Below are 14,493 nucleotides of genomic sequence, written 5' to 3'. Positions count from 1 at the left end.
GAATTAGTCTTCCAAAACTTAGTTTTTAATCTTGAAAAAAAGCTAGTAGAATAATATCTAATAGCAAAAACAAGTTATTAAAGAATTAAAATTTATAAAATAATTCTTCTTGCTTAAGTAAGAAATTAACAATGTATTTGGTTGAAAAAATAATTTACGTCTTCAAAATGTAAAGCATTAAAACTAATTCTAATGCTTTATTAATGATATAAGGGTTACTGTTTTAAGAAGGCTAAAATTTTTTCACATGCCTTTCCATCACCATAAGGATTGTGGGCTTTAGACATTATTTTATAAGCAGCCTCATCATCGATCAAATTTTGAACTTCAGTAATTATAGTATTTACATCTGTTCCAACTAATCGAACAGTACCTGCATCTATAGCTTCAGGGCGCTCTGTGGTATCACGCATTACTAAAACAGGTTTACCTAAACCAGGAGCCTCTTCTTGTACCCCTCCACTATCAGTCAGTACAAGATAAGCATGCTGCATCAAATAGACAAAAGGCTCATAGCCTAATGGCTCAATCAAATGAATATTATTTAAACCACCTAATAAACGTTTCACTGGTTCTTGGACGTTTGGATTTAAATGAACAGGGTAGACAAAATGTGTTTCTGGGTTCTGCTTCGCTAATTGTGCTAGGGCTGCACAAATATTTTCAAAACCGCCTCCAAAATTTTCTCGACGATGACCTGTTACCAACACATAACGTTTTCCAAGTACATCTAAACTGAGGCCAGCTTGAGTTAATGTATTGTGAATAAGGTCTGTTAACTCCGATGATGATTTAATCTTTTTTACCACCATTTGAAGTGCATCAATCACCGTATTTCCTGTAACTAAAATCTGTGATTTTGGTATATTTTCTGCCAACAATGCATTTTGATTACGTATAGTAGGTGCAAAATGCCATTGTGCTAAGCGACCAGTTAAAACACGATTTGCTTCTTCTGGCCATGGTGAATACATATTGTTAGTACGTAAACCTGCTTCAACATGTCCAATAGGAATTTGTTGATAGAAAGCTGCTAATGAGGCACCAAATGTTGTAGCTGTATCCCCATGAACTAAAACAATATCAGGTTGGAAATCTTTTAAAATATCACGTAATCCCAGTAATACACCCGAAGTTACGTCATATAAATCTTGACCAGGCTTCATTAAGTTTAGGTCATAATCTGGTTTTATTTCAAAAAGCTCCAACACTTGATCAAGCATCTCACGATGTTGAGCTGTTACTGCAACTTTTGCAGTAAAAAACTCATCTGCTTCTAATGCTTTGACCAAAGGGGCCATTTTAATCGCTTCAGGGCGTGTACCAAATACAGACAGAACCTTCATTATTTAATCACCCCACAGAAATCTAAAATCACTTTGCCATTAATAGCAATATCTTTAAATTCATTATGTGCGACAAGTAAAGCTACAATATCCGCTTTCTCAATAGCTTCCTCTAGCTTGGTAATTTTATAATAAGGATGCTCTTCAACATTTGGTTCAACTATGAAATATGTCTCTCCTTTAGCCTGTTGTAATACTTTTTGTGTGATGTAAACCGCTGGTGATTCGCGCAAATCATCAATATTTGGTTTAAAAGCCAAGCCCATTAAAGCTACAGATGGTGTCTTATTATGCTTCACTTCAAAATCACGAATGGTGTTGGCAATTTTTTCTGCACACCAAAAAGCTTTATAATTATTAATTTCACGCGCTTTACTAATAATTTGAGCTTCACGTGGAAATTCTGCAGTAATAAAATACGGGTCAACAGCAATGCAATGTCCGCCCACACCACTACCAGGCTGAAGAATATTAACGCGAGGATGCTTATTGGCAAGGTGGATCAGTTCCCAAACGTTAATGTCAGCTTTATCACAAATTAAAGATAATTCATTTGCAAATGCGATTTGGACATCTCGAGAAGAGTTTTCTGTCAATTTACACATTTCTGCAGTGCGTGCATTGGTTGTATGCAACTCACCTTTGACAAATTGCTTATAAAAAGCGACTGCTTTTTCGGTAGAAGCAGAATTGATACCACCTATAACACGGTCATTATGAACCAATTCATACATAACATTACCAGGTAAAACACGCTCTGGGCAGTAAGCTATATAAAGTTTGTCAGTTAACTCTGGACGGCGTGTATAAATAAAATCCCGCATACACTCTGTGGTACCAACCGGAGAGGTCGATTCAATAATGTATAAATCACCTTCTTTTAACAGAGGTAAAATATTTTCTGTAGCCACTTGAATATAAGATATATCCGGCTCATGATTACCTTTAAAGGGTGTTGGTACAACCACTAAATAGGTATCCGCCTTAACAGGTTTTGTATCTGCTTTTAAAAAACCGGATTTAACCGCACTTGCTACGGCCAAATCCAAATCCGGCTCCACAATATGGATTTTTCCAGCATTGATTGTATCTACAACTTTTTGAGATATATCGACCCCATGTACTGATATTTCATGAGTAGCAATTAATGCAGAAGTAGGAAGACCGATATATCCTAACCCCAATGTTACAACTTTACGATTCACTAGTTTAATCTCCTAAGATTACGCATTATTCTTTAGCATATTGTGGACAAGTTTTTCTTGACCTAAAGCCTTCTTCCAAGAAAATTTCTCAGATAGTTTTGCCTGTTCTTGCGACCCAATTAACAACTCGACCACTCTTTCTGCTGCATTTTTAATAAAAAAACTATTTAATTCAAAACAATTTTCAATTCCTATAGCTTCCGGAATCCCCCCCCTATCTGAACCAACAACATGTACACCGCAAGTATGTGCTTCAAGTGTTACACGAGGTAAACCTTCATTTAAACTCGGTAGTAGCAGTACATTTAAGCAATTCATGATGTCAGGAATTTCATGGGGAAGTTTTTTACCCAACATATGTATATTATCTATTCCTAACAAAGCAAATTTTTCATTAAGTTGAGCTTGTAGCGGACCATCACCTATAACTATAAAACTCAAATTAGCATTTACATATTTTCGAATTTCAGCAAAAATTTCAGGCAAAATTAGTACATTTTTTATAGGTACAAGATTTCCTATATACCCTACAACGTAATCTTCACTAATATTTAACTTCGTTCTTGCTCTTTTTTTTTGCTCAGCACTATATTTAAAAAAGATATCTGACGGACCTGTATACAAAACACTCATGCTTACATTCGAGGATATTTTTTTAGCGACCAACATAAGCTTTTCACTTACGAAGAAATTATGATGTGCAGATTCCAAAAGTTTTTTAATACCATTTAGCTTATATGAGCTTTTAAAGGGAATGACATTAATATCGGAACCATGCCAAGTTGCAATATAAGGTATTCTCAAAATATCATGCACATGGTTAGCTAAAAAAATAGCCTCAAGACCATGGCATGAAATTAAATCATAATTTTCAAAAATATGGACCATTTTTTTTAATTTATTAGGAGCCAAGACGACACTTTTATTTGCTTTTTGAGAAAAAAAATAATCAAAGACACTCACATCCAACCATATATTTTTAAATTTAATATCTTCTATAATAATAGAATCATCGAAGTAAGAAAAGTTTAACTCCCCCCCCCTTAATAAACGAGCAAAAAAATCATAGCGTAAGCGTATTATAAAAAAATCAACATCAGATTCAATTTCCTTAATTTTCTTACATCTTTCAATAACATTATTGAAATATCCTTTTCTACTATTTGGATCACCGATAAATAATTTAGCTATTTTCATGCTAATGCCTCTATTGAAATTATAGAATATCTAAAAATTGATCTACCACACGACTAATATTATATTTATCAATATCATCAATAATAAATTTATTACTATAATCACCATTTAAAAACTCATTAACAATAGCCTTATTTAAGGTTTCACTACTATTAATACTTAATATCGGTCGTTTCGAAAGAGCATAATCAATTAATTTACTTGGAGAATGCTTCTCAGAGGGATTATCAAAATTAATTAAAAAATCTGCTTTACTCATTTCAAAAATGACTTCAACTCTTGGAATATAAGGGCGAACCTCCAATTTTCCAATTAAACGCTCCTCATAATTTTTTAAAAAATTATGATTTCTTGTGTAAATAATAAACTTAAATTCAATATTAAGCTCAATTAAATAATCTAGCAAGGGCCTTGGATCCCTTTTATTTTCATAAAAAATGCCTGCATATATAAATGTAGGTATACTATTTTTGCCGTAATTTTTCGTAATTTTAATCTGGTCAAAATCTATTCCCTGAGGGATTATTTTTATTTTTTTATGAAATTCTTGGTAGTATCCACTTTTTGCAGCCTCAATAGGTATAGAGATAAAATCTACTTTTCTAAAACACCATTTTTCGATATAAGAAAAATAAAATGGATATTTAGAAAAGTCATTACCCATATAGGGATCACCACAATCTGCAACCCAAGTTACATCCTTAAGCCGATCTTTATTTATAGTTTTAAATAATGCCGCACCCCAATGTATTGGATAAGGAACGGCAATTGTGATTAGCAAATCAATTTCTTTTTCCACCATTAGTGAAAAATAAACATTACGTATTAACTCTATAAATGGGTATTCAAAAAATTTACCAAAAAACTTTTTTATTATTCTTGAGAAAATATTAAGCTTTGCTCCAGTCTCAGGATTGTAATTAAAGAAAAAAGTTTTACCTAAAGACACTACCTTAATCCCAGTTTCTTGTTCATATGAAGAATAATCATAATCTCCAGTCAAAACATAGAGTTTAACTTCATGCCCCTTTCTTACAAATTCCTTAGCCAACTCATGAGTTCGTAAATTACGAGGAGAGGTACCAGGATATGTGGCGTAAGAAACTATAACAATTTTTTTACTCATTTTTGATATACCTTGTTACATACCATTAAAAGAGATTAGATATTTATAAACTATATAGACTGGACTAGAAAAATAGAATGAGACGTCTAAAGTATCTTTATAATATCTAAAATACCTCATGATTTCCCAAACGAAAATAAGTGGTAAAAACAGGATTACATAATCATATTTATTTCTATAAAAAACTACCAACCAAATATATGCAATAATTGGATAGCTTAGCTGGATATAGCGATTACCTAAGGAAGGTATAATCATCATAAAATTAAATATGGTTACCCACATTAATAAAAATGAATATAACCTTTCAGTCTTAATATTGCTTTTTATTTCAGCCGAATGCCTTATAAAAAGAAACACTAGGAAATTTGTATAAAAAATCACTAAATACTTAAAAACTTCGGGTAGCCAACCGAAACCTGACCAACCTTTTTGCATATTTTCTTCACTTGTGTATTGATCAACCATTTTGGATAAAAATTCTGGCAAATAGGATTGACTTAATTTAATAAATTCAATAGCCAAACTAGATGCTAAAAAGCTAATAAAAAAAAGTATTGTCCAAAATCGATTATATCTTACTAGAAAAATCGAACTAAAAAGAATGAAAACAAAAATCCAATACGTTCCATGTATAAAAGGTGTTATCAAAGCAAGTAATAGATAATAAATTTTATTATTTCGATGCACTTGAAATATACAGTAAACAGCAACCCATGCTGCTGTCCAAAATCTAGCACCATTAATATTAAATATTTGATTAAAAGTAAAAAGAAATAATAATATAAAACATATCAGTGAAAAATTAAATTTCTCTTCTTGTGTGAAAAATTTTAAACTTTTTAAAAAAAAATAAGAAAAAACAATTGAAAAAACCATAAATAGATAATGGTAATTATCTGTAAATCGACTGATATAAAAGGCTACTGTATCAAAATAATAATCTTTTTTACCATCATCAAATGCTAAAAAGCTTATAAAACCTTCTTTATATTCATAAAAATTTATGAACACATAATTTTCAAATTTCATTCGATAAAAAGAACTATCATAATCAAATTCACCGTTTACCACTTTCTCTGCATTAAATGCAATACCAAAAAATATTGATGATAAGAATATTACAATATAAGATGATTTAGTATTCAATCTCCTAAGTGAATACAAAAATGAAATAAATGGCGAAATTAAAAAAAGTATAATTTTAATTTCAACATCTTTCTTTGTTTCTTTCAGCCATCCCGCCATTCAAAATCACCTAGATTATTTACGATAAAGAATCTTCAATCTTCGATTAATTAAAGGTCCTATTATTTCATAATACTTCAACTTAGTAATATATGCATAAAAGACATAAAGTAAAATATATAAAATCCCACCAATCATTAACAGTAGTAAATAATTAATATTTTCGATCCAAAACAATAATGAAAACTTAATTAATATTGAAAAAAATAAACAAGGTAAAGAAATTTTAAGCATTAATTTTAATGGAAGTAAATCTGATATTTTTAAATAAAAATCATTAGAAATAACTTTTAGAAAATAGAAGGTTCTCCCCAGCTTCACCAATAAGGCTATTAAAATCAAACCAATAGGACTATTCGTAGTATATAAAACTACAAATTGAAGTGGAATGAGAATTAGCACACTATACATATGAGCATTGGCATACATTTTTTGTCTGCCTGTATTCATTAAATATGGACCATATACAATTATTTTAAAGAAAAAATACAAATTAAATACTTGAAAATAAATTGCTGAGTTTTCATATGCCTGCCCATAAAATAAAATCATTATTTCCTTAGCAAATACAATTGTAAAGATTAGGACTGGATATGTCAGCAATGCTGATTTTTCAAGTACTCTTTTCCACAATGGGTATACTTCTTTTCTTAAGTCTACTTTCTCGTATGCTAATTTAGAAAATATTGGCGCTAAGACTGTAGATGTTGCACCTATTACAGTCGCCATTAATGGTAATTCAATCGCACCATTAGAAAATTCCGCAAAAACCTCTGTACCAAAATACCGACTTATAAAGAATTGATTACTTGATAATTCTAAAATACCCCAAATGCTTGCTATCATTACTGGTAAAGAAAAAGAAAAAATTTCACTATACTTTAACTGACTAGCTTCAGAAGGGTATTCACGCACAGGTAAATGCTTTAAATACAGAGCTAATATAAATGATAAAAAAGATGAGATTGTAAAACCTACCAAAGCACCTATATATGTCCTATCAAAGATAATTACTGGCAATATAATACATAGCAGCATAAATACACGCGTTATAACTGTATAAATAGCAGCATAATGCGTTTTCCTATATACTGAGAATATACTTTCTATTCCCATTGTTGGTAACATAAATAGAGGCACCAAAGAAAAGATCTTAATTGCTAACTCTAAGTCTTCATTTCTTAGAATATTTGCAATTAATGCTGCACCAAAATAAAGTACAGCAGAAAATAGTGCACCGAGTAATATAAATATTTTAGTAATTTTATTAATTACATGTTTAGCATGAATATTTTCAGTTCTTGGTAAAAAAAAGCTATAGGCTTTCGGCAGACCTAATGTGAATATAACTAGCAAAGTACTGTAAATATACAGTACTTGCTTATATGTCCCATAGTCAGATTTTTCAAAATAACGACTCAATACCGCAGCGCTAATAATACCAAAGCTAAAAGATAATAAACTGGCTAGAGCTACCCAGAAAGCTTGATGCGTATTACTTGTATTATTCACCCACAGCCTACCTAACTATTCATACCAAATGATTAATTTTCCACCCACTCATTCTATTAGGTTAAAAAATTCGTATACCAAAGCATTGCTTTTTGAATCCCTTGCTGAATTGAAAATTGCGGTTTATACTTCAATAAGTTCTGAATTTTAGCAATGCTAGCTTGAGAGTGTCTGACGTCACCCACACGGAATTCCCGGTATACAGGCTCTTTCGTATAAATCACACCATTTTCATTTAACGCAGCTTTAATAGCATTAAACAAATCATTGAGTGTAGTACGATCTCCGACTGCCACATTATAAACCTGATTTTTAGCTTCATCATTTTGCGTAGTGGCTGCCAGAATATTGGCCTGAACCGTGTTTTCAATAAAACAGAAATCACGACTGGTTTCACCATCACCATTAATAAACACATCATCACCGGCAATCATAGCCGCAGTCCATTTTGGAATGACTGCTGCATATGCACCATTCGGATCTTGACGCTTGCCGAAAACATTGAAGTAACGCAGGCCAATGGTTTTAAAACCATAAGTCCGTGCAAATACTTCAGCATACAGCTCATTGACATATTTGGTCACAGCATAAGGCGAAAGTGGCTTACCGATATTCTCTTCGACTTTAGGTAGTGCTGGATGGTCGCCATAAGTTGAACTGCTGGCGGCATAAGTAAAACTTTTTACTTCGGCATCACGTGCAGCTGTCAGCATATTTAAAAAGCCGGTAATATTGGCTGCATTAGTCGTAATCGGGTCAGCAATTGAACGTGGTACTGAACCTAGTGCTGCTTCATGCAAGACATAGTCCACACCCGCACAGGCTTTTTGACAATCTTCAAAATTACGGATATCCCCTTCGTAAAATTTAAAGTTTGCCCATTGTTCAGGTGCCACCAGACTCTGCACTTCATCCAAGTTATGCTGATGCCCTGTAGCAAAGTTATCCAATCCAACTACCGTCTGATCAAGCTTTAATAAGGTTTCTAAAAGGTTAGAGCCAATAAAGCCTGCTACACCCGTTACCAGCCAGGTTTTTGGGTGCTGCTTTAATTGCTCACATACAGTTTGATATTGGCTCATTCTTATAGCTTCCTTAATAAATTATAGACGCAGGTCAGATTCAGACTGATCCAGCACATATTTTAAATCATATAAAATATGCTCTGGCTTGCCTAAGGCACGAATCTCTGCGGCACCCATGGCTTTAAACTGCTCATGTGCTACTGCCAGAATCACTGCATCATATTGACCTTGCTCTAAACTCTTGACCGGAGTAATCGCATATTCATGCTCTGCTTCAGCCGCATCGACCCAAGGGTCATACACATCTGCCTGAATATGGTATTCCTGTAACTCATGCACGATATCGATGATCTTGGTATTACGAATATCCGGACAGTTTTCTTTAAAGCTAAGACCTAGTACTAAAACCTTGGCGCCTTCAACTTGGATTTTTTTCTTGATCATGGCTTTGACCAATTGGGTCACTACATAAGCCCCCATCCCGTCATTCAGGCGACGACCTGCCAGAATGATTTCTGGATGATAGCCAATCGCTTGCGCTTTATGGGTCAGATAGTATGGATCCACCCCAATACAATGCCCACCGACTAAACCTGGGCGGAAAGGTAAGAAATTCCACTTGGTACCTGCAGCTTGTAATACTGCTTCAGTATCAATTCCCATCTTATTAAAAATTACTGCCAACTCATTAATTAAAGCAATATTGACATCACGTTGGGTATTTTCAATGACTTTTGCAGCTTCAGCTACTTTAATACTGGTTGCTTTATGCGTACCTGCTTCAATAATCAAATTATATACTTGATCAACGAACTCAGCGACTTCAGGAGTTGAGCCTGAGGTGATTTTTAGAATATTAGTCACACGGTGAAGCTTATCACCTGGGTTAATTCGCTCTGGACTATAACCTGCAAAAAAATCCTGATTAAATTTCAGATCAGATACCTGTTCTAAAACAGGAATACAAGTTTCCTCAGTTGCACCAGGATACACTGTGGACTCATATACAACCACATCACCTTTTTTGAGTACTTTACCAATACTTGTTGATGCTTTTACTAATGGTGTTAAATCAGGCTGTTTAAATTCATCAATTGGTGTGGGAACAGTGACAATAAAAAAATTACAATTTTTTAAATCTTCTAAATTAGCAGAATAGCTTAAATGAATAGCTTGTTTGAGTTCTTCTGGAGATACTTCTAATGTATGATCTTGGCCATTTCTAAGTTCATCAATTCGTTTTTGATAAATATCAAAACCCACTACTGGTACTTTTTTCCCAAATTCTACTGCAAGTGGCAAACCTACATAACCTAAACCAATCACCGCAATTTTTAAATCTGCAATAGATAGCATGTCAACGCCTTATTTATACTGTGCTTATGGAGATTAAAATCTTCCGGCACGAATAGTATCAGAAAACAATAAAATTTCTATTATGATTTGTGCTCAAATAACTTAAATTATAAAGTAATGTATATTTTTTGTGAAAATTTGGTATTTTATTTAATACAATTATTATCTGTTATAAACCTAATTTTTCCCTTTAAAAAAAACTGGTAATAAGTTACAAATTGTTATGTATATAACTGGTAACTTCGGTAGAATAACTCCAATTTGAATGAATCTAAAAATTAATATTTAGGAAAGCCTGTGCGACACTTTCGATTAGCTGTTTTATTGGCATGTGGTATTACCACTACAGGGTGTGCAATCACCTCTGGTCTACAAACAAATGACTTACCTAGTGAGGGTGTTTATCAAACTGATCTCGGTACTACAGTAAATGTCATTAAGCTAGATCAAGAATCAATTATGGCTGCTCAGCCTGCTGTACATAATATTCAACAAGAATATGCTCATCTTTTTAGTACATCACACCGCAGCTATCAGTTGAGTCCGGGTGATATTTTATCTATCTATTTATGGGCTTATCCAGAACTTACCTCTGCAAGTAATATTACGAGTGATCAGTCTGCACAAGCGAATGGCTTCCAGATCGATTCAGATGGCTATATTCATTTTCCAATTATTGGACGCTATCAAGCTTCAGGAAAATCAGTAGCTCAGGTCAATCGTGAATTACGTAGCCAGTTATCACGTTACTTAAAGACTCCAGATGTCATCGTTCGGGTATTATCATATCAAGGTAAAAGATATTCGGTTCAGGGCAATGTTGTAAAAGGTGGCCAGTTTTATCTCAACGACCAACCTGTGAGCGTTTATACAGCATTAGGAATGGCAGGTGGTATCAATCCTGAGCAAGGCGATAATACATCTATTACATTAGTCCGTCAGGGACGTTCCTATAGTTTGAATACCTTAGAATTAGAAAAAGCTGGATTCTCTCTACATAATTTATTAATACAGCCTAATGACACCTTATATGTCAATAATCGTGAAAATCAAAAAATTTACGTTATGGGTGAGTCAGGTAAAAACCAGTCACTACCTATACGTGACCAAGGCATGAGTCTTAGCGATGTAATTGGGGAAAGCTTGGGATTAAATCCACTTTCTGCTAGTCGCAGCAAAATCTATGTAGTACGAAGTAATATAAATTCTCCAATGACAGAAATATATCATATGGATCTCAGTAATATTGGGGACTTTGGCCTAGCAAATCAGTTTAAAATGCGTAGCAATGATATTGTTTATGTAGATGCTTCAGGTCTTGCACGCTGGCAACGTGTAGTTAACCAGGTTATTCCTTTCTCAAATGCATTGTATAATTTAGATCGTTTGGGGAACTAATGAAAATTAACAATATTTTAGTGGTTTGTATTGGTAATATTTGTCGCAGCCCAATGGCAGAATATTTTTTAAAACAGGAATATCCTCATTTAAATATTGAATCTGCAGGTATTTCTGGTTTAATTGGTCATGCAGCTGATGAAAAAGCGAGTCTATGTATGCAACGCTTTGGAATTGATATGAGTCCTCATGTTGCAAAAAAACTGAATGCAGAACTCATTAAAAAAGCCGACCTAATATTAGTTATGAGCCAAAATCAGCAAAAACATATAGAACAAACCTGGCCTTTTGCTAAAGGTAAAACCTTTAGACTAGGACATTGGCAAAGTAAAAATATTGCCGATCCTTATCAGCATGATCAAACAGTCTTTGATGAAACTTGTAGATTGATTCAAGACTGCATTACTGACTGGAAAAAATATATTTAAGTTTTTTAATATTTTCACTTTTTGATATTTAAATTATGAGCCAAACTGCCAATACCGAAGATACTATTGATCTCAAGGAATTATTTTTTTCCTTAATTGCTCAATGGAAACTGATCACGATCTGTATATTATTGAGTTTAATTGCAGCTTTATTATATCTAAGGATCACTCCAGATACCTATAACGTAGATGCCCTGGTACAAGTAGAAGATAATAAAGGTGCATCAGCAGCTTTATTAGGTGACCTTTCTAATATGATTGAGCAGAAATCTCCTGCTCAAGCTGAAATTGAGATTTTAAAATCGCGTCTTGTGCTTGGCTCAGTGATTAACCAGTTAAACTTGGACCTTGTAATTTCTGGTACTGAAGATTCGATCTGGAATCGATTATTAAAAAATCATAATTATGATATCCAATATACGACAAAATCAGTACTCTTCAAAGATAATGAGCAAAGTTTTGATGTAAGACAGTTTAATATTCCAAACTATTATAAAAACAAAAATCTGTTATTAAGTTTCGATCATAATAAATATAATTTAACTGATGCAGCAACAAATGACATTATATTTACTGCTCCTTTAAACCAAACCAGTCAAATTCAATCAAGATATGGTCTTTGGAAAGTCGCCATTTATAGCAAAGATCCCTTAGATTCTACTTATAATATTAAAAAGCTGACTTTACCTGCAGCAGTGCAACGCATACTTAATAATTATTCAGTGGCTGAAAAAGGTAAAATGACGGGTGTACTTGGATTAAATTATCAGGGCCACGACAAACAGCATATTACTCAAGTATTGAATGCCATCTTAACAGCCTATAGCCAGCAAAATATTGAACGTCGTTCAGCTGAATCTGCCCAAACATTGAAGTTTCTAGATGAACAACTCCCTGAGTTGAGCCAACAGCTAGATCAGGTAGAACGTGAATTTAACCAGTTCCGTCAACAATATAATACTGTGGACTTAACTAAAGAATCAGAACTGTATTTGACTCAAAGTATTGCTCTAGAAACACAAAAAGCTGAACTTGAACTTAAAGTTGCTGAAGCTTCTGCACGTTATACTGAAGAACATCCAGTAATGGAACAAATGAATGCTCAACTTGGTGCAATTAATAGCAAAATTGCAGCATTGGGTAATACTTTAAAGCAGCTTCCTGATTTACAGCGTCGTTACTTACAACTCTATCGTGAGGTTGAAGTTAAACAACAGTTATATACAGGATTGCTTAATACGTATCAGCAGCTTCGCATTGCTAAAGCAGGTGAAATTGGTAATGTACGTATTGTTGATACTGCCGTAGAACCAATTGAACCGATTAAACCAAAGAAATTACAAATTATAATTTTATCTATTTTCTTAGGCGGTTTTTTAGGAACATTGCTGGCATTGTTACGTAATATGATGCGTTCAGGAATCAAGGATTCAGCACAAATTGAAAGAGAGTTAGATCTGCCTGTATATGCAACAGTTCCGCGGTCTCCTATTCAAGAAAGTCGCGTCAATTTACTGAAAAAGAAAAAGAGCATTCCTATTCTTGCGGTTAAGGATAGTAGTGATATTGCAATTGAAAGCTTACGCAGTATGCGTACTGCAATCCATTTTGCTTTGAGTAATGCCAAAAATAATATTATTGCACTTTCGGGTCCGGCCCCTGAAATTGGTAAATCATTTATTACTACCAACCTAGCAACTATTTTGGCTCAAAGCGGAAGCCGGGTATTAGTGATTGATGGTGATTTACGTCGTGGTTATTTAAATAAATATTTTGATAAAGAAGTACAACCTGGTTTATCTGAACTATTAAATCATCAAAATAGTTATGAAGATGTTGTTCAAAACTCGCAGGTTGATAATTTATTCTTTGTTACTCGAGGTAAAAGTCCAGTAAATCCATCTGAATTACTCAGTACAGATAAGTTTAAAGTTTTTCTTGACCAAGCTTCTGCTAGTTTTGATTACGTATTGATTGATACTCCGCCAATATTAGCCGTAACCGATGGTATCATCATTGCACAATATGCTGGTGTAAATCTATTAATTGCACGTCATGGTAAAACACAAATTAAAGAACTTGAAATTACTGTCACTCGTTTTGAACAGGCTAATGTGAAAGTTAATGGTGTTATTCTGAATGACGTACAAAAAGGGCCAGGTAATGGTTATGGGTACGGATATAACTATGCGTATGCTTATAAGGCTTCAAAAGATGGTGATTAAGATAAATTTAATTCATAGCAATTAAATTTGTCTTAAATATAAAAATAACCTCATTGTTATCATAAAGCTTCAAACTAAGGTAGAGTAATCAAATTAGTTTGAAGCTTTTTATATTTATCCTACTATGAAGTTAGTTATAGTCTTATAATGACTGATAAAATTAAAAATAATTATTTAATATAACCCGAATCCTGCTTAAGCCGATGACTTCATAATTTGAATTGTTGGCTTATTTTTATGGATCAGTTGATATGCACACAAGGACGCGTAAATCCCTCCTAGAAATCCATGAACACTACCTGCTTTGCTTGTCACTAAATTGTACTGACCTTTCAATAAACTGAATAAAGTCTCTATCTTATTGCGCTGTTTTAAGTGATATTTATCTGACTCAGAAAGTTGTATAGCCTGCATATTTTTTCGATGA

General features: G+C 33.4%; 11 protein-coding genes and 1 pseudogene. 3 read left to right on the top strand and 9 right to left on the bottom strand.

The genetic code is table 11. The features are described from left to right. Nucleotides 1-215 precede the first annotated feature (215 nt). The 8 genes from wecB to tviB are packed head-to-tail and all read right to left on the bottom strand — an operon-like array spanning nucleotide 216 to nucleotide 10,015. Nucleotides 216-1,346 (bottom strand): non-hydrolyzing UDP-N-acetylglucosamine 2-epimerase, encoded by a 1,131-nt coding sequence (gene wecB, locus FTV13_RS07395; protein ID WP_180011541.1) that lies wholly within the window; start codon nucleotides 1,344-1,346, stop codon nucleotides 216-218. Continuing rightward, nucleotides 1,346-2,551 (bottom strand): UDP-N-acetyl-D-mannosamine dehydrogenase, encoded by a 1,206-nt coding sequence (gene wecC / locus FTV13_RS07390; RefSeq protein WP_180011539.1) that lies wholly within the window; start codon nucleotides 2,549-2,551, stop codon nucleotides 1,346-1,348. The genes wecB and wecC overlap by 1 nt, the downstream gene beginning before the upstream one ends. 18 nt (nucleotides 2,552-2,569) lie before the next feature. After that, the gene (locus tag FTV13_RS07385) at nucleotides 2,570-3,748 is read right to left on the bottom strand and encodes a glycosyltransferase family 4 protein (protein ID WP_180011537.1); all 1,179 of its coding nucleotides are present in this window, start codon (nucleotides 3,746-3,748) and stop codon (nucleotides 2,570-2,572) included. A 19-nt stretch (nucleotides 3,749-3,767) separates the two neighbouring features. Further along, complete coding sequence (locus FTV13_RS07380) at nucleotides 3,768-4,874, bottom strand: glycosyltransferase (protein WP_180011535.1); 1,107 nt, start codon at nucleotides 4,872-4,874, stop codon at nucleotides 3,768-3,770. A 15-nt stretch (nucleotides 4,875-4,889) separates the two neighbouring features. Continuing rightward, nucleotides 4,890-6,122: an EpsG family protein gene (locus tag FTV13_RS07375; RefSeq protein WP_180011533.1), complete on the bottom strand. Its 1,233-nt coding sequence runs from the start codon at nucleotides 6,120-6,122 to the stop codon at nucleotides 4,890-4,892. A 15-nt stretch (nucleotides 6,123-6,137) separates the two neighbouring features. Continuing rightward, the gene (locus FTV13_RS07370) at nucleotides 6,138-7,634 is read right to left on the bottom strand and encodes an oligosaccharide flippase family protein (RefSeq protein ID WP_180011531.1); all 1,497 of its coding nucleotides are present in this window, start codon (nucleotides 7,632-7,634) and stop codon (nucleotides 6,138-6,140) included. 56 nt (nucleotides 7,635-7,690) lie between these two features. Further along, complete coding sequence (locus FTV13_RS07365) at nucleotides 7,691-8,716, bottom strand: NAD-dependent epimerase/dehydratase family protein (protein WP_180011529.1); 1,026 nt, start codon at nucleotides 8,714-8,716, stop codon at nucleotides 7,691-7,693. Between the two features lie 21 nt (nucleotides 8,717-8,737). Beyond that, entirely contained in the window at nucleotides 8,738-10,015 is a 1,278-nt protein-coding gene (tviB, locus tag FTV13_RS07360; protein ID WP_180011527.1) for a Vi polysaccharide biosynthesis UDP-N-acetylglucosamine C-6 dehydrogenase TviB, read from the bottom strand. Between the two features lie 297 nt (nucleotides 10,016-10,312). Between tviB and FTV13_RS07355 the strand changes: the two genes are divergently transcribed. Genes FTV13_RS07355 through FTV13_RS07345 form a run of 3 tightly spaced genes read left to right on the top strand, consistent with a single transcriptional unit; the run spans nucleotide 10,313 to nucleotide 14,066 of the window. Beyond that, entirely contained in the window at nucleotides 10,313-11,413 is a 1,101-nt protein-coding gene (locus tag FTV13_RS07355; protein WP_180011525.1) for a polysaccharide biosynthesis/export family protein, read from the top strand. After that, nucleotides 11,413-11,841: a low molecular weight protein-tyrosine-phosphatase gene (locus FTV13_RS07350; RefSeq protein WP_034706709.1), complete on the top strand. Its 429-nt coding sequence runs from the start codon at nucleotides 11,413-11,415 to the stop codon at nucleotides 11,839-11,841. The genes FTV13_RS07355 and FTV13_RS07350 overlap by 1 nt, the downstream gene beginning before the upstream one ends. A gap of 35 nt (nucleotides 11,842-11,876) precedes the next feature. Then, complete coding sequence (locus FTV13_RS07345) at nucleotides 11,877-14,066, top strand: polysaccharide biosynthesis tyrosine autokinase (RefSeq protein ID WP_180011523.1); 2,190 nt, start codon at nucleotides 11,877-11,879, stop codon at nucleotides 14,064-14,066. 195 nt (nucleotides 14,067-14,261) lie between these two features. Here FTV13_RS07345 and FTV13_RS07340 read toward each other — a convergent pair. Next, a pseudogene (locus FTV13_RS07340) lies at nucleotides 14,262-14,493 on the bottom strand (IS982 family transposase); the annotation flags it as partial.

This window comes from Acinetobacter sp. YH12235 (assembly GCF_013417705.1).
Lineage (GTDB): Bacteria > Pseudomonadota > Gammaproteobacteria > Pseudomonadales > Moraxellaceae > Acinetobacter.
The sequence above is the reverse complement of the archived record's forward strand: the minus strand, read 5'-3'. Positions and strand labels throughout refer to the sequence as shown.